The sequence below is a fragment of the Allobosea spartocytisi genome (assembly GCF_014764685.1).
GTDB lineage: Bacteria > Pseudomonadota > Alphaproteobacteria > Rhizobiales > Beijerinckiaceae > Allobosea > Allobosea spartocytisi.
Window position 1 is genome coordinate 148,084 of record NZ_JACXWY010000009.1, and the last position, 16,603, is coordinate 164,686.

Annotated in this window: 15 protein-coding genes; 12 read left to right on the plus strand and 3 right to left on the minus strand. The window is 67.2% G+C overall.

The annotated features are described in order from the left end of the window. Positions 1 to 50 precede the first annotated feature (50 nt). Genes IED13_RS16120 through IED13_RS16135 form a run of 4 tightly spaced genes read left to right on the plus strand, consistent with a single transcriptional unit; the run spans position 51 to position 3,572 of the window. Positions 51 to 959, plus strand: coding sequence for a metal ABC transporter substrate-binding protein (locus IED13_RS16120; RefSeq protein ID WP_191124760.1), 909 nt, complete (start codon positions 51 to 53; stop codon positions 957 to 959). Beyond that, a complete protein-coding gene (locus IED13_RS16125) occupies positions 956 to 1,861 on the plus strand; it encodes a manganese/iron ABC transporter ATP-binding protein (protein WP_318652269.1) in 906 nt (301 codons plus the stop codon). The genes IED13_RS16120 and IED13_RS16125 overlap by 4 nt, the downstream gene beginning before the upstream one ends. Next, positions 1,858 to 2,715 carry an iron/manganese ABC transporter permease subunit SitC gene (gene sitC / locus IED13_RS16130; protein ID WP_191124761.1) on the plus strand — a complete coding sequence of 286 codons (858 nt, stop codon included), beginning with the start codon at positions 1,858 to 1,860 and terminating at the stop codon, positions 2,713 to 2,715. Before IED13_RS16125 ends, sitC begins: the two co-directional genes overlap by 4 nt. Then, the gene (locus IED13_RS16135) at positions 2,712 to 3,572 is read left to right on the plus strand and encodes a metal ABC transporter permease (protein WP_191124762.1); all 861 of its coding nucleotides are present in this window, start codon (positions 2,712 to 2,714) and stop codon (positions 3,570 to 3,572) included. The genes sitC and IED13_RS16135 overlap by 4 nt, the downstream gene beginning before the upstream one ends. 30 nt (positions 3,573 to 3,602) lie before the next feature. On the opposite strand, the gene gcvA is transcribed toward IED13_RS16135, so the two are convergent. Further along, entirely contained in the window at positions 3,603 to 4,535 is a 933-nt protein-coding gene (gene gcvA / locus IED13_RS16140; RefSeq protein ID WP_191124763.1) for a transcriptional regulator GcvA, read from the minus strand. Between the two features lie 103 nt (positions 4,536 to 4,638). Between gcvA and IED13_RS16145 the strand changes: the two genes are divergently transcribed. After that, positions 4,639 to 4,857, plus strand: coding sequence for a YjiS-like domain-containing protein (locus IED13_RS16145; protein WP_038363236.1), 219 nt, complete (start codon positions 4,639 to 4,641; stop codon positions 4,855 to 4,857). A 335-nt stretch (positions 4,858 to 5,192) separates the two neighbouring features. Here the strand turns inward: IED13_RS16145 and IED13_RS16150 are convergent, their stop codons facing one another. Together IED13_RS16150 and IED13_RS16155 are read right to left on the minus strand one after the other, a co-directional pair. Continuing rightward, on the minus strand, positions 5,193 to 6,338 hold the full coding sequence (locus tag IED13_RS16150) for a glycosyltransferase (RefSeq protein WP_191124764.1): 1,146 nt from the start codon (positions 6,336 to 6,338) through the stop codon (positions 5,193 to 5,195). Next, positions 6,335 to 6,949: a MarR family transcriptional regulator gene (locus IED13_RS16155; RefSeq protein ID WP_133565511.1), complete on the minus strand. Its 615-nt coding sequence runs from the start codon at positions 6,947 to 6,949 to the stop codon at positions 6,335 to 6,337. The genes IED13_RS16150 and IED13_RS16155 overlap by 4 nt, the downstream gene beginning before the upstream one ends. A gap of 326 nt (positions 6,950 to 7,275) precedes the next feature. Between IED13_RS16155 and IED13_RS16160 the strand changes: the two genes are divergently transcribed. From IED13_RS16160 to IED13_RS16190, 7 genes are all read left to right on the plus strand, one after another. Beyond that, a complete protein-coding gene (locus IED13_RS16160) occupies positions 7,276 to 9,033 on the plus strand; it encodes a type I secretion system permease/ATPase (protein ID WP_191124765.1) in 1,758 nt (585 codons plus the stop codon). Continuing rightward, a complete protein-coding gene (locus tag IED13_RS16165) occupies positions 9,030 to 10,385 on the plus strand; it encodes an HlyD family type I secretion periplasmic adaptor subunit (RefSeq protein ID WP_162720185.1) in 1,356 nt (451 codons plus the stop codon). The genes IED13_RS16160 and IED13_RS16165 overlap by 4 nt, the downstream gene beginning before the upstream one ends. A 281-nt stretch (positions 10,386 to 10,666) precedes the next feature. Continuing rightward, complete coding sequence (locus IED13_RS16170) at positions 10,667 to 11,326, plus strand: calcium-binding protein (protein WP_038363243.1); 660 nt, start codon at positions 10,667 to 10,669, stop codon at positions 11,324 to 11,326. A 147-nt stretch (positions 11,327 to 11,473) separates the two neighbouring features. Beyond that, positions 11,474 to 13,768 (plus strand): glycosyltransferase, encoded by a 2,295-nt coding sequence (locus tag IED13_RS16175; protein WP_191124766.1) that lies wholly within the window; start codon positions 11,474 to 11,476, stop codon positions 13,766 to 13,768. After that, positions 13,765 to 14,595 carry a class I SAM-dependent methyltransferase gene (locus tag IED13_RS16180; protein ID WP_191124767.1) on the plus strand — a complete coding sequence of 277 codons (831 nt, stop codon included), beginning with the start codon at positions 13,765 to 13,767 and terminating at the stop codon, positions 14,593 to 14,595. The genes IED13_RS16175 and IED13_RS16180 overlap by 4 nt, the downstream gene beginning before the upstream one ends. Beyond that, positions 14,592 to 15,839, plus strand: a complete 1,248-nt coding sequence (locus tag IED13_RS16185) for a glycosyltransferase family 4 protein (RefSeq protein ID WP_191124768.1) — start codon at positions 14,592 to 14,594, stop codon at positions 15,837 to 15,839. The genes IED13_RS16180 and IED13_RS16185 overlap by 4 nt, the downstream gene beginning before the upstream one ends. Next, complete coding sequence (locus IED13_RS16190; RefSeq protein ID WP_051988016.1) at positions 15,836 to 16,603, plus strand: hypothetical protein; 768 nt, start codon at positions 15,836 to 15,838, stop codon at positions 16,601 to 16,603. Before IED13_RS16185 ends, IED13_RS16190 begins: the two co-directional genes overlap by 4 nt.

Below are 16,603 nucleotides of genomic sequence, written 5' to 3' on the forward strand. Positions count from 1 at the left end.
GAGGTAGCAGTAAATTGCTTCTGCAATTCATTGTCAATAAGGATGCCTCAATGCCCGCTGCTTCGCGTCGATCGATCCTGGCCGGTTTCATGGGCGCCGCCTTCGCCGCCGTGCTGGGCAGCTCGCCGGCCGCCGCCCAGGGCAAGTTCAAGGCCGTCACCACCTTCACGGTGATTGCGGACATCGCGAAAAACGTCGCGGGCGACGCGGCGGTCGTCGAGTCGATCACCAAGCCCGGCGCCGAAATCCACAACTACCAGCCGACGCCAGGCGACATCCAGCGCGCCCAGGGCGCGCAGCTCATCCTCTGGAATGGCCTCGGGCTCGAGCTCTGGTTCGAGAAGTTCTTCCAGAATCTCAGGAACGTGCCGGGCGTCGTCGTCTCGCAGGGCGTCGCCCCGATGGGCATCGTCGAAGGCCCCTATAAGGGCAAGCCGAACCCGCATGCCTGGATGTCGCCGGCGGCCGCGCTGATCTATGTCGACAACATCCGCGACGCCTTCGCGAAGTACGACCCGCAGAATGCCGAGACCTACAAGGCCAATGCGGAAGCCTACAAGGCCAGGATCAAGGCCGCCATCGAGCCGATCAGGGCGGAACTCGCGGCCGTTCCCGCCGAGAAGCGCTGGCTTGTCTCCAGCGAGGGCGCCTTCTCGTATCTGGCACGCGATTTCGGGCTGAAAGAGCTCTATCTCTGGCCGATCAACGCCGACCAGCAGGGCACGCCGCAGCAGGTCCGCAAGGTCATCGACGCGGTGCGGAAGAACAAGATCACGGTGGTCTTCTCCGAGAGCACGATTTCGCCGAAGCCGGCCCAGCAGGTCGCGCGGGAAACCGGGGCGGCATATGGCGGCGTCCTCTATGTGGATTCGCTGAGCGAGAGCGACGGTCCGGTTCCGACCTATATCGACCTGCTTAAGGTCACCTCGGGCACCATCGCCAGGGGGCTGGCGCAGTGAACGCGCCTGTCGATGCCAAAGCCCTCCTCGCCGGGTCCGAGGCGGGGGGCGGCATCGCGGTGACCGGTGCGACGGTCACCTACCGCAATGGCCATACGGCGTTGCGGGATGCGAGCTTCCGGATCCCTACGGGCACGATCGCGGCTCTCGTCGGCGTCAACGGCTCCGGCAAGTCGACGCTGTTCAAGGCGATCATGGGCTTCGTGCGCCTCGCCAAAGGCGATATCCGCGTGCTCGGGCTGACGATCCGGCAGGCGCTGCGCCAGAATCTGATCGCCTATGTGCCGCAGGCCGAGGAGGTCGACTGGAACTTCCCGGTCCTGGTCGAGGATGTCGTGATGATGGGCCGCTACGGCCGCATGGGCCTGATGCGCATCCCGAAGGCCGCCGATCACGCGGCTGTCGATGCCGCGCTCGCCCGCGTCGACATGGGCGCCTTTCGCAAGCGCCAGATCGGGGAGCTCTCGGGCGGCCAGAAGAAGCGCGTCTTCCTGGCGCGGGCGCTCGCCCAGGACAGCCGGGTCATCCTGCTCGACGAGCCTTTCACCGGCGTCGACGTCAAGACCGAGGAGCGGATCATCGCGCTGCTGCGCGAATTGCGGGCGGAGGGCCGCGTCATGTTGGTCTCGACGCATAATCTCGGCTCCGTGCCGGAATTCTGCGATCGGACGATCCTGATCAAGGGAACGGTCCTGGCCCATGGCCCGACCGCGGACACCTTCACCCAGGAGAACCTGCAGAAGACCTTCGGCGGCGTGCTGCGCCATGTCGTGCTGAACGAGGCGCATGGCGCCGGGCAGGCGCCCGTCGGCGTCATCACCGACGACGAGCGGCCATTGATCCTGCGCGAGGGCAGGGCGGCCCGCCGGGAGGCCGGGATGCGCGAAGGAGGCGGGGAATGATCGCCGTTCTCCTCGAGCCTTTCTCCTATGGCTATATGCGCAACGCCATGTGGGTCTCGGCCCTCGTCGGCGGCGTCTGCGCCTTCCTGTCCTGCTACCTGATGCTGAAGGGCTGGTCGCTGATCGGCGATGCGCTGTCGCATGCGATCGTGCCGGGCGTGGCCGGCGCCTATATGCTGGGCCTGCCCTTCTCGATCGGCGCCTTCTTTTCCGGCGGGCTCGCCGCCGGCGCGATGCTCTTCCTGAACCAGCGGACCAAGCTGAAGGAAGATGCCATCATCGGCCTGATCTTCTCGAGCTTCTTCGGGCTTGGCCTGTTCATGGTGTCGCTGTCGCCGACCTCGGTGAACATCCAGACCATCGTGCTCGGCAACATCCTCGCCATCACCCCCGCCGACACGATTCAGCTCGCGCTGATCGGCGCCGTCTCGCTCGGTGTCCTGCTCGTCAAATGGAAGGACCTCATGGTCACCTTCTTCGATGAAAGCCATGCGCGTTCGATCGGCCTCAACCCGACCGCTCTGAAGCTGATGTTCTTCACGCTGCTTTCGGCGTCCACGGTCGCGGCGTTGCAGACGGTGGGGGCCTTCCTCGTCATCTGCATGGTCGTCACGCCCGGCGCCACCGCCTATCTGCTGACGGATCGCTTCCCCCGGCTGCTGGCGATCGCGGTTGCGATCGGCACGCTGACCAGCTTCGCCGGCGCCTATGCCAGCTATCATCTCGACGGAGCCACCGGCGGCATCATCGTCGTGCTGCAGACGGCGATCTTCCTGCTCGCCTTCTTCCTCGCGCCCAAGCACGGCATGCTGGCCGCCCGTCGCCGCGCCGCCCGCACCCTGGAGGCCGCATGACGATCCTCGTCGAGACGCTGCTCCAGCCCTTCCGCTTCGACTTCATGGTCAATGCGCTGGTGATCGCGGTGGTCGTCGCCATACCGATGGCGCTGCTGTCCTGCTTCCTCGTGCTGAAAGGCTGGTCGCTGATGGGCGATGCGATCAGCCATGCCGTCTTTCCCGGCGTGGTCCTCGCCTACATCCTCGGCTTTCCCTATGCCGTCGGGGCTTTTGCTGCGGGGATGATCTGTGCCACCGCAACGGGCTTCCTGAAGGACAACAGCCGGATCAAGCAGGACACTGTGATGGGCGTGGTCTTCTCCGGCATGTTCGGGCTCGGCCTCGTCCTCTATGTGAAGATCCAGTCCGAGGTGCATCTCGACCATATTCTCTTCGGCGACATGCTTGGCGTCTCCGGGGCCGATATCGGCGGGGCCGCGCTGATCGCCCTGCTGACGGCCGGCGTGATCGGCATCAAATGGAAGGATTTCCTGCTGCACGCCTTCGATCCGGCGCAGGCGCGGGCGGTCGGCCTTCGGGTGAACCTGCTGCATTACGGCCTGCTCAGCCTGATTTCGCTGACGATCGTCGGCGCGCTGCAGGCCGTCGGCATCATCCTGGCCATCGCCATGCTGATCGCGCCGGGCGCCATCGCTTTCCTGCTGACCCGCCGGTTCAGCATCATGCTGCTCGCGGCGGTCGTCATGGCCGTGATCGGCTCGTTCCTCGGGGTCTATCTCTCGTTCTTCATCGACAGTGCGCCGGCGCCGACCATCGTGCTCCTGCTGTCGCTCGCCTTCATTCTGGCGCTGGCCCATGCGAGCCGCAGGACGCCCGAAACCCGGCCGGATGGTGCCGCGCGTCCACTTCATTAGAACGGGCTGACTTTCAGCGGAACGACGCGGTCATCCCGGGCCGGCCGCGAGGCGATGGGCTGCCGCCTCGTCGCGGAGCCATTGCCGGAACGCGGCGATCGCCGGCCGCTGCGCCGACGCCTCCGGGCAGACCAGATAATACTGGTGCGGACCCCTGACCTGATCCGGGAAGGGCCGGACCAGACGGCCGGCATCGAGATAATCCCCGATCAGGACATTGGTCGCGAGCGCCACGCCCTGTCCCGAGGCGGCGGCCTGCAAAGCGAGAAAGGTGTGCGAGAAACGCGGCCCATGGCTCGCGTCGATCTGCGGCATGCCCACCGCCGCGAGCCAGCGCGGCCAGGTGACGAAGTCGGGGATTCCTTCCGGGATCTCGTGCAGCAAGGTGTGATGGCGCAGATCCGCCGGCTCGCGCAGCGGCCGGGCCGGATCGCCGAGCAGGGAGGCGCTGCAGACGGGAAAGAAATTCTCCTCCATCAGGAGATCCGCCCGCAGGCCCGGATAGCCGCCGCGGCCGGAGCGGATCGCCACATCCACGTTCTCGCGGGCGAAATCGGTCAGGCTCACCGAGACCTCGACCCGCACCTCCAGATGGGGCTGGCGCTCCTTAAGGGAGCCGAGCCGGGGAATCAGCCAGTTCAGGGCGAAGCTCGGCAAGGTGCTGACGGTCAGGACATTCGGCGTCTCCGGGCGCAAGGCCCGCGCCGTCGCCTCGTTGAGCTGGTCGAGCGCCTGCGAGACGGTCGCGGCATAGCGCTCGCCAATTTCGGTCAGGGCCACGCCCTTGCTCGGCAGCCGAATGAAGAGCGGGCGCCGCAGCCAGGTTTCGAGCGCTCTGACATGCTGGCCGACAGCACTGGCGGTGACAGCCAGCTCATCGCCCGCCTTCTCGAAATTACGATGCCGGGCGGCAGCCTCGAAGGCGCGCAAGGAGGCCAGCGGCGGAAGATGGCGGCGGCTCATGACAGGCCAAGCTCAACTTGGGCAATGCGAAGAACTTCGCATTTGCTTGACGCCACGGCAAGGCGCAGATTCCCGGGCAATCAAGTCACCTGAGAGGCATGCCATGTTCGCAAGCCCAGCCACAGCCCAGCTTTCCCTTTCCCATCGCTCGCGCGGCGGTGCCCTGAAACTCCTGCTGCAGCTCGAGGCCTGGCTCGATGCGAGGGCGAGCGCGCGCGCTCTCTATGCGATGGACGAGCGCGGCTTGTCCGATCTCGCTCTGTCGCGCAGCGATGTCGAGCGCGTCAACGCCGATGCCCGCCGGCCGGCCGGAACGGCCTGAGGCGATCGGCGCGGAAAGAGGCCGGCAGTGAAGCGAGGCCGCACGCGGCGCTCGCCGCCGGTTGCGGCGTCGGCATCGCTGATAGCGAGGCGGCGCGGATGCGCGACGGCCACGGCCTCGTCTTCCGCAGCTTCCGGCTGGCGATACGGGTTCCGATCTTCCTATTTCGCCAACGCGGACGGCCGACCGGCGAGCTGGTCGAGGCCTTCAGCGCCGCCTCAAGCCCCCGCCGGCCTTTCGCGGCGCGCCGGGCTGAGGTCGGGCTGTCCGAGTATTTTCCTCATGCGCATTGGTATCGATCCGCCTCGCCCGAAAATGCCCGCGCGTAGCAGCGGCTAGCCGCTCAGCCTGTGAATCCAGCCGATCTGGCGGTCCACGCAACGCTCGCGTTCATATCCGGCCCGGATCGTTTCGCGTGCGGTGTGGCGCAGAGGCGCCATCGCGGGGGCGTGCCGCAGCGCCTCGCCGATGCGCCGCGCCAGTAAGGCGGGGTCGTCGAACGGGGCGAGCAGGCCGCTGATGCCGTCGCGCACCACCTCCCTCACCGGCGGCGTGTCGGAGGCGACGACGAGGCAGCCGCAGGCCATCGCCTCCAGCAGCGACCAGGACAGCACGAAGGGGACCGTCAGATAGACATGTGCCGCCGAGACCTGGAACAGCCTGATCAGTTCGTCATGAGGCAGCCAGGGGATGTGCACGATGCGATCGGCGAGCCCGGTTTCCGCCAGCATCGCTTCGCGCCAGACGCGACCATCGTCGCGCGGGCGGCCATAGCCTGCCCCATCGCCACCGACAGCCACGAAGATCAGGTCCGGATCGCGTTCCGCCAGAATGGCGGCGGCGCGCATGAACTGGGGATAGCCGCGATAGGGGTCGAGGTCGCGCGCGACGAAGGTGACGACCGGCGCGCCCGGCGCGAGCTCGCGGCCATCCGGCAAGGTGAAGCGCGCCTGCGGCTCGGGCCGGCAGAGTGCGGTGTCGATCCCGTCATGGCAGACGGCGATGCGCTGGCGATAGGCTGTAGGATATTGCCGGCGCTGCCACTGCGTCGGGGCGTAGGCCGCGTCGAGCGTGTCGAGGGCGAGGAGTTGCGCGGCGTTGCGCATGCGGATGCGCTGCTGCTCCGCCAGGGGGATCGGCGCGGTCGCACCGAAATCCAGATCCGATCCGGAACTGCGGTAGTAATATTCGCAGTAACCCATCAAGGCGGCGTCCGGCAGCGCGTCACGCGCGAAGAGAAGCCCGCCCCAGCCGGTGTGCCCGATCACGACATCGGGCGGATCGGTCGTCTTCAGGGACGCCATCATCTGCGCAACGGCCTCCCCGGTGCGCAGATGATAGTCGGTGGCGGCAAGCGCCGGGTGCTGTGTCGATGCTTCCCCGACCGCATAGGTCAGTTGCCGCACGCCGGCCTGCTCCTGCGCAGGGCGTTCGGTGATCAGCGTGACCTCGTCGCCCTGGGCGACGAGGTTCGCGATCAAAGAAGCGAACTGACCAGATCCTGCACGATGAACGAATAGGATATGCATGAGGCCAGTAAGACACCGCCGTAACGGAGGGAATCGTTCCACCACTGCTCCAGACGGCGCAGGGTTTCGTGAGTCGTCAGAAGATCGGCCTCGGTTCCGTTCTCGGAGCGTTGGCTGAACTGGCTGGTTTCGTCGAGCAGGCGCAGCCGCTCGCAGAGCATCTGCCCCTTGGGCGAGAGCGAGATCTTGGCCAGCCGGCGGTCGCGTGGCGACGCCGTTCGATCGAGATAGCCGCTCTCGACGAGCTGCTTGAGATTATAGGAGGCGTTCGAGCCCCCGTAATGCCCACGATCCAGCAGGTCGCGGACCGCGATCTCACCTTGCCCGATGGTTAACAGAATCATCACCTGCGCAGGTGAGATGTCCTCGATGCCGAGCTTGCCCAGCTCGAGGCGCAGATAGTCGAGAAATCTTCGGCTCACGCGCTCGATGACACGGGCCAGATCAAAGGCGGAAAGCCTTCGCTCGGGACCGTCCTCGAGATCGCCATCGCCGTTGGGCTGGTGATGGCCGTTCAAGGATCTGCCTGAAAATTGCCCGCCGCCATGCAATTTGAAGTGCATTCCTTACCCCGTCTGATCGAGTTTTGGACAATCCACCCTTTTTTCTCCCTTTCCCCAGTGAAGCCTATGGCAAAGCACGTGCCATACTGCGTGGCCAAAAGATAAGAATTTATCAAACGTGAATTAGATGGAAACTACTTCGAATTTCGAAATATCCCATAATCACGCCGCATTTGCTGAGTCGCTGCGTGAGGAGATAGAGTTCTAATCTGTCATAATCTTGACACTCCGCGCATATCACGTTCCCAATGCTGACGCTTGGTCGGCGTCGCCCAATGGTGACGTCATCCTTCTGGCTCGGCAACCCTCGCTTTCCGGAGATAGGAATGAAGGCTGTGCAGACCGCCTCCGACGCCTTGGTCAGGGATTTGCAGCGGTCGTTCGTGGGCGGCCTCGGCTATGCCGGCTTTCTCAGCCTGTGCGTGAATCTGCTGCTGCTAACCGTCCCGCTCTTCATGATGCAGGTCCAGGACCGGGTGACCGTCAGCCACAGCTACGACACGCTGACGATGCTGCTCGTCGTCGCGGTGGGGGCGCTCGCGCTCTATGGCACGATCGAGTTCATCCGCTCGCTGACCTTCCAGACCATGGCCAGCATCTTCGCGCGCCGACTCAACCTGCCGGCCCTGCAGGCGGCGGTGAGCGCCTCGCTCGAACAGGGCTCGGGCCAGGCGACGCAGGCGATCCGCGATCTCAACGACATCCGCTTCTTTATCGCAAGCTCGGCCATCGCGACACCGCTGGAGGCGGCCTGGTCGCCGGTTTTCCTCGCCGTGCTGTTCGCGCTGCACCCCGTCTACGGGCTGGTCGGACTGGCCTCGCTGATCATCCTGCTGCTGCTCGGCGTGCTGTCGGACATGCTGACCCGCCGGATCCTCAAGGAGGCCAACGAGGCCGGCGTCGCCAGCATCAACGAGGTCGGCTCCAGCCTGCGTCACGCCGAGACGATCGAGGCGATGGGCATGCTGCCGGCGCTGTCGCAGCGCTGGCGCGGACAGCAGCTCGTCATGATCGAGCAGCTCGACATGGGCACGCGCCGCGCCAAGTTCATCGCGGCGCTGACGCGTTCGTGCCGGATGACGATGCAGCTGGCGGTCTATGCCACCGGCGCCGTGCTGATCATCCGCGCGGAGGTCACGGCCGGCACGCTGATGGCGGCGAGCATCCTGCTCGGTCGGCTGCTGGCGCCGTTCGATTCGATGATCACCGACTGGCGGCAATGGGTGCTGGCCGCGACCGCATGGAAGCGGGTGCGGGAGCTGGTGCTGTCGCGCAGCTCGCAGCGCCAGACCGTGCCGACGCCGCCCTGCCAGGGCGATCTGGTGGTCGACCGCGTGATCTTTGCCCCAGCCGGCTCGGAGCAGACCGTGATCAAGGGCGTGTCCTTCTCGCTGGAGCCGGGCGAGGTGCTTGGCATCGTCGGGCCGTCGGGCGCCGGCAAGTCGACGCTGGCCCGGCTTCTCGTCGGCGTCCTCAAGCCGAATGCCGGCGGCGTCTATCTCGACGGCCACAGCACCTATCTCTGGGAGCGCGGCTCCTTCGGGGCCATGGTCGGCTATCTGCCGCAATCGGTCTCGCTCCTGAACGGCACGATCGCGGAGAACATCGCCCGCATGCGGGCCCCCGATCCGCATGCGATCCTCGAAGCGGCGCGCATCGCCGGCGTGCATGAGCTGATCGGCCGGCTGCCGCTCGGCTACGACACCAGCGTGGCCGACAGCGACTTCAAGCTGTCCGGCGGCCAGCGCCAGCGCATCGGCCTGGCGCGCGCGCTCTACGGGCTGCCGCGCCTGATCGTCCTCGACGAGCCGAACGCCAATCTCGACGCCGAGGGCGAGCAGAGTCTGATCCGTGCCGTGGCGGCCGCGCGCGAGAGCGGGGCCATCGTCATTCTGATCGCGCACCGCCCCTCGGTGATGCAGGTCGTCGACAAGCTCCTCATCCTGAAGGACGGCCGCGTCCAGCAATTCGGCCCACGCGCGGCGATCGCCGGCATGATCACGCCCGGCGGGCGCGTGGAGATCGAGCCGGCCGCGGCGAATGCCGCCCCATCCGCTCCGTCCGTTCGCGAGGTGAAGGCGTGACCGGAAACTCCCTGATCAAACGGCCTGAAATGCTGCCTGTCGCCTCCGCCGCGTGGCAGGAACCGGAGGAGCGCGTGCCGAGCCTGCGCAGCCTGGTTCTCGCCGGGGTGGCGGCGATCGGCGTGGGCTTCGGCGGCTTCGGCGCCTGGGCGGTCACGGCCCGGCTCGACAATGCCGCCGTGGCGAGCGGCGTCGTGGCCGTCGACAGCAAACGCAAGACGGTCAGCCATCTCGAAGGCGGCATCCTCAAGACCCTGCTCAAGGCCGAGGGCGAGCGGGTCGCCAAGGATGAACCGCTGCTGCGGCTGGAGGATGCCCGCGCCCGTGCGGAATTGCAGCAGCTCGAGGCGAAACGGATCGGGCTGGAGGCGAAGCTCGCCCGCCTCCGGGCCGAGCAGGCGAATGCGCCCGAGGTCGATTTCCCCGACATCGTCGAGCGGGGAGAGAGCCCGATCGCGCGCGAGGTGCTGCGTGCCGAGCTCACGCTGTTCAAGTCACGCGCGCAGGTCCATGACGGCAAGATCAACATCCAACAGCGCGTCATCGAACAGCATCAGGCCGAGTCCGAGGCGCTGAACGCGCAGATCGACGCCACCATCCGGCAGCGCTCCCTGATCGACGACGAGGTCCGGATTCTCACCGATCTCTACGAGAAGCGCTACGCCAAGCGCAGCCAGCTCGTCGAGCTGCAGACCCGGCAGAGCGAGCTTTCCGGGCGGGCCGGCGAATTCGCCGCGCGCAAGGCCAAGGCCGAGCAGGCGGTGGCCGGCGCCAATCTGGAGATCCTGTCGATCAGCCTCGAGCGCCAGAACCAGATCGCCGGCGACATTCAGGAAGCCCAGCTGGCGCTGTCGGAGGTCATCGAGCGCATCGTCCAGGCGCGGGACGTGTTGCGCCGCCTGATCGTGACCGCTCCTCAGGAGGGCATCGTCACCAATATCCGCATGCGCACCGCCGGCAGCGTGATCACGGCCGGCGAGGCGATCCTCGACATCGTGCCGGAGAACGAGCCGTTGATCGTCGAGGCCAAGGTCGACCCGCGCGATATCGATGTGGTGCGCGTCGGGGCGCCCACCCGCGTGCGATTGACCGCGTTCAACTCGCGGACCCTGCCGCCGCTGGAGGCGAAGGTGACTTATGTCGCGCCGGACCAGCTCGTCGACGAGAAATCCGGCGTTGCCTATTTCGTCGTGCGCGCCGAGATCGATCCCGACAGCCTGAAGGGCCATAAGATCGTGCTGCATGCCGGCATGACCGCGGAGGTCATGATCGTCAACGGCGCGCGCCGCGCGATCGATTATCTGATCTCGCCCTTCACCGACAGCTTCAACCGGGCATTCCGCGAGGATTGACGCGACCCGAGGCGAGGAGCGGATGGCGAGGGATATTTCAAAATTGGAAGTATATTCTCGGGATTGTCGGAAGAATTGCCGAATAAAATGAAGTCTAAATTTTTGTGCATCGCAAAATAGTCACAATAAAAAGCTTGCTGCGACGCACGCATTGAGTAATCCTCTAAGATTCGAGCGACGGCGTGACGCTTGCGATGCTGTCGGAACCGTTCCCGGACACAGGATTTGCGGCCGGATTTCCGGACAAGTCCGGGTTCACCAGATCGCTTAGGAGGTGCCGAATGGCGACGATCGAAGGAAGTGCATTCGACGACTTTTTGATTGGGACTCGCTTCAGCGACGTGATCCACGCCGGCAACGGCGACGATTTCGTTCATGGTGGCGATGGGGATGATTTCATCTTCGGCGATAAAGGGGACGACGTGCTTTACGGCGACGAGGGCGACGACGCGCTCTTCGGCGGCAATGGCGACGACATCCTCTTCGGCGGCAATGGCAATGATGTCCTGTCCGGCGGCAATGGCAACGATGTCCTTCAGGGCGGCGCGGGAGACGATATTCTCCAGGGCGGCAAGGGGGACGACGTTCTGTATGGCGGCGACGGCAACGACGTGCTGATCGGCGGCGCGGGCGACGACATCCTCTTCGGCGGCGCCGGGGACGACGTCCTGATCGGCGGCGCCGGACACGATGTCTTCGTCTTCACCGGTGGCGGCGGCAACGACGTCGTCCTCGATTTCGAGGCGGGCACGGACATGCTGCAGATCGCGCATGACATCAACGGCACCGGCGTGGCGACGGCCGAGGACGTGGCGGCGCGTGCGACCACGGTCGGCGGCAACACCGTCATCGATCTCGGCCATGGCGACACCCTGACCCTCGTCGGCGTGACCGCCGAGGACATCCAGGCCGATCCGCACAGCTACTTCTCGATCGCCTGATCGTCCTGACGCGCGTGTCCGTCCGGCCGGCAGCGGCCGGGCGGAAGGCGACGCGCCCGACAACGCTCCGGAGCGCGCGGCTTCCCGGGAGGTGGATTTCCCTCTTCGCCGAGCGCTCCGGGACCCTCCGTGCGGCAGGAGAACCCCATGCTTTCACTTGCGCCCGCCGCCACGGCGGTGGCGGCCCCGACCCAGCTCGAGCTCCATCGCCTTGGTGGTTCGGTCTTCCTGCTCTGCTGGACGCTCGAAGCCTCGCCCTTCGGCAAGCCGTCGATCGCGCTGACGGGCGGCGGCCGGCGCCTCGCCGCGGCCTCGATCTCGCTGGGGCTGCGCGACGGGCGCGAAAGGCTGGCCGTCGCCTTCCGCTCCTCCGGCCATGACAGCATCGTCGCGACCCTCTCCGACCACGGCCCGCAGGGCGACGTGACGGCAGCCTTCGACCCGGCGCTGGTCCACGGCCTGGCCGATCCCGACGACATCCTGAAGGACCTCACGCCGCGGGCCCGGCTGGCGCTCGCCAATGCGCTGGTGCGGGCCTGGCCGCCCTTGTTCAACCTCGCCGCGGTCCCGAGCTACCTGTCCTTTCTGCGCCAGCTTCTCCTGGCTCTCTTTCCCGAGCCGGCCGCGATGCAGCCCAGCGCGGCGCTGGTCGAGGGCCGATGGCTGTCCGAGACCGTCGTCCCCGCCGATCTCGACGCGCTGCGCACGGCGTTCCGCCTGGACGGCGCCGGCCTCACGCGCCTCGAGCTGCCGTCGCGCCTCGGCGCAGCCGATCGCAACGGCCAGCGCGAGCTTCACCTCGTACTGGAGGAGCCGCCGGTGCGCGGCGGCGGCCTGCTGATCCTGCAGAGCGAGCGCTCGCTCGTGGTCAGGACCTTGCCCGGGCGGCAAGCGGCGCCCTCGCTCGGCCGCTGGTGGGCCGGCAAGGCCGCGAGCCGCGACGGCCTGCGCAACTGGGTCATCGAGCAGCTCGCCGGCCTGTCCGAGCAGGGCCGGCTTCTCGCCGTCGAGATGCAGCGCCGGGCGCCTCTCGCCGTCCAGCATGTCCGCCGCAACGACGATCTGCCCGCCGCCGAGCTCGATCTCGCGGTCTGCAACCGGGCGGGCCTGCTGATCGGCGGCTATCTGCGCGATCCCGACGATCTCCTGGAGGAGGTGCTGCTGCATCGCGGCACCGGCGAGCCGATCGCCATGCTCTCGCGCCTCCAGCGCTTCCCGGTCAGGTTGCCGAGCGGGGCGGAAGGCGAGACGCGGGCCGCCATCGGCTTCGCCGCCTTCGCCCCGGACTATGCCGCCGGGGCGCCGGTGCTGCAGCCGCGCTGCGAGATCAGGCTGAAATCGGGGACGGTGCTGACGCTGCGCCCGCCCGTGCAGCCGGCCGACGCGGCCACGATCCGCGCGCGGGCGCTTTCGGCGATCCCGCCGCAATATCTCACCGGCGCGATGCTCGAGGAGACGCTCGCGCCGATCCTCGCCGCTTGCCAGGAGGAGTTGCGCGAGAACCGGCCGGAGCCCGAGGTCAAAACCTTCGGCCGCGGCCCGGCCCGGCCGAAAGCCTCCGTGGTGATCCCGCTCTACCGCGTCTATGATTTCCTGCGCGTGCAGGTCGCGGCCTTCGCAGGCGATCCCTGGTTCGCCGAGAACGCCGAGCTGATCTATGTGCTCGATTCTCCCGAACATGAGGCCGAGGTCGCGCATCTCCTGGGCGGGTTGCATCTCGCCTACGGCCTGCCGATGCAGCTCCTGGCGATGCGGCGCAATGGCGGCTTCTCGGCCGCCTGCAATGCAGGCGCGCGCCAGGCGCGCGGCGAGGCGCTGGCTTTGGTCAATTCCGACGTGATCCCCGTCGGCAATGGCTGGCTGCCGGCTCTGGTCGCCAAGCTCGACAAGCGCCGGCGGATCGGTGCCGTCGGCCCGAAGCTGCTCTACGAGGACGGCTCGCTGCAGCATGCCGGCCTTTTCTTCAAGCGCGACAGTAAAGGCACCTGGCTCAACCATCATTACTTCAAGGGCATGCCGGGCAGCTATGCGCCGGCCAATGTCGAGCGCCCGGTGCCGGGCGTCACCGGCGCCTGCATCGTCATGGCGCGCGAGCTCTTCGGCGAACTCGGCGGCTTCGACGAGAGCTATGTGATAGGCGATTACGAGGACAGCGATTTGTGCCTCAAGATCCGGCGCGCCGGCCTCGGCATCATCTATGTGCCGGATGTCGCGCTCTACCATCTCGAGCGCCAGTCGATCTCCAAGAGCACCGATTACACGCGCGGCGCCGCCTCCCAGCACAATGCCTGGCTGCAGATGCGGCGCTGGGACGCGCAGATCGCCGCGCTGATGCAGGCCTTCGAGACCTCGGCGGCCGAGCCCGCGCTGCTGCAAGCACAGGCGCCGAGCGAACCCGACCTTGTTCCCCGCTTCAGCTTCAGGAGAGCGACCGCGGCATGACGGCGATGACGGCCCTGAGACAGATCGCGCCCGAACCGGCGCCCGCGAGCGCCCCGGCCGGGCCGGAGCTCGACTGGCTGCTGGCCGGGCTCCAGACCAACCGCTTCATGCCGCATCCGCCGCCGGATTCGATCTTCGTCGGCGATGGCGACTATCGCGCCATCGGCGCCGAATTCCTCGGCCACTTCGTCCGGATCGGCCGGCTCATGCCGCATGAGCGCGTCTTCGATATCGGCTGCGGCATCGGCCGCATGGCGGTGCCGCTGACGCAGTATCTCGACCCCGAACGGGGCAGCTATGACGGTGTCGACCCGGTGATGGACGGCATCCTCTGGTGCGCCCAGACGATCACGCCGGCCTACCCGCGCTTCCGCTTCCAGCGCCTCGACATCGCCCACCCGCTCTACAATCCGCAGGGGTCGCTGCCGGGCAACGAGGTCCGCTTCGGCTTCGCCAATGGCAGCTTCGACTTCGTGACGATGATCTCGGTGGCGACGCATCTGCCGCCCGACGAGCTCGTGGTCTATCTGCAGGAAGCCTCGCGCCTGCTGGCGCCGGGCGGCCGGCTCTTCCTCACCGCCTTTGCGATCGACGGCAGCACGGGCCAGGAGCGCCTCTCGTTCAAGCGCTGGCAGGACGGGCCGGGCTGGTATGCGATCGACGAGGCGCCGCTTGCGGCGGCCGGCATCGATGCGAGCTTCCTGCTGGAGCAGGCGATGCAGGCCGGGCTCACCGTCGAGGCCCTGCGTCCAGGGCATTGGCGCGGTATCAGCGCGGCGCATTACCAGGACGTGCTGATCGCGACCAAGCCGGGAGGCCGGCCATGAGCCGCCGCATCCTCGTCGTCGCGCACAACCACCCCGCGCTGCATCCGGGCGGGACCGAGATCTTCGCGCATGACCTTGCGGGCGCCTATCGCGAGCAGGGCTGCGAGGTGCTCTTCCTCGGCGCGACCAACACGATTCATCGGGAGCCGCATCCGGGCACGGCGCTGCAATCGGTCGGCGAGGACGTGGTGCTGTGGAGCGCGCATTACGACCGCTTCCACATGAGCCAGATCGACCATTACGGCACGTTGCAGGACCTCGGGACGCTGCTCAGCGAGTTCCACCCGGACGTGATCCACGTCCATCATCTCGCCCTGATCGGCGCGGAATTCCTGACGCTGGCGCGCCGGCTGCTGCCGGGGGCGGCGATCGTGATGACGCTGCACGACTACTATCCGATCTGCCATCATGACGGGTTGATGGTGCGGCCCGGCGACCGGCAGCGCTGTGCCGGCGCCTCGCCGGCGGGCTGCCATGGCTGCTTCCCCGAGATCGGCGCCGACCGCTTCCTGCTGCGCGAGCGCTTCATCAAGACGCATCTGGCGGCGGTCGATCATTTCGTCGCGCCGAGCCGTTTCCTGCGCCAGCGCTATATCGAATGGGGCCTGCCGGGCGACAGGATCGAGGTCTTCGCCAATGCCCGCCCGGCGCAGGAGCCGGTTCCGCACCGCCGCGCGACGGGCCGGCGCGCCAGCTTCGGCTATTTCGGCAATCTGAATCCCTGGAAGGGCGTGCTGCCGCTGCTGCAGGCGGCCAGGATTCTTCAGGCTTCGGGGGAGAGCGGCTTCAGCCTGCGCATCCATGGCGGCGCGCCGTTCCAGAGCGAGGCCTTCACCAGCGCGCTCGACGCCGCGCTCGCCGGGACCGAAGGCGTCGTCACCCATTGCGGCGCTTACGCCCGCGACGAGGTGCCGGCACTGATGGCCGAGATCGACTGGGTGGTGATGCCCTCGATCTGGTGGGAGAACGCGCCGCTCGTCATCCAGGAAGCCTTCCAGCATCGCCGGCCGCTGATCGTCAGCGATATCGGTGGCATGGCCGAGATGGTGCGCGACGAGATCGACGGGCTGCATGTCCGGCCGGGCGATCCGGCCGCGCTCGCCCGCACCATGCGCCGGGCGATGGAGGAGGCCGGGCTGTGGCAGCGCCTCGTCCACGGCATCGCCGAGCAGCCTTCGCTCGCCGCATGCGCCGCCCGCCATCTCGCCCTCTTCGACAGCCTCAAGCTCGCGGAGGCCGCATGACGACCGCGACCAACCAGAACAACGAACTCCGGCTGCCGCGCGTCGACGCGCCGAATGTCGAGCCGGCGAAGCTGAACGGACGGATCGACGCCCTCGACGGCAACCGCCTGCATGGCTGGATCTGGGACGAGGCCCGTCCCGACCAGGCCGTCACGGTGAAGCTTTATTGCGACGGCAAGCTCGCTTTGGAGGCCAAGGCGGATCAAAGTCGCATCGATCTGCGTCGCAACGGCATCGGCGACGGCAAGCACGCCTTCTCCATGGAACTCGACGAAAGGCTGGTCGCGGCACGCGGCCGCCTCAAGGTCGTCGGCATCTCGCCGGCGACCGGGGCCGAATTGGAACTGCGCCTGCCGGCGGCGGACGAGCTGGCGGCGGAGGCCGCGATCGCCGTGCCGCTCGCGCGCTTCTTCGACAAGGTCGAGGTGCTGATCGCGCTCAACCGGCGAGCCCAGCTCGTCCAGAAGGAGCTGAACGAGAAGCTCGACCGCATCGCGGCGCGTCTCGAAGAGAACAACGCCCTCGCCGAGGCCAGCAAGGTGGAGGCCGAGACGCAAAGCGAGATCGTGCGCCGCCTCGGCGAGCTCGACGTCTTCCAGCTTCGCTTCGACGGCACGTTGCGCGCCTTCGACGAGCGCCTCATGGCGATCCGCAAGGAGGCGCGCGCGCCGCTCCGGCAGGTCACGGTGATCCTCGGCTTCCTCTCGACGCTCGCCGCTGTGATGTCCTTCGCCACGCTTGCCGTGACGCTCTGGGGAGGTTGA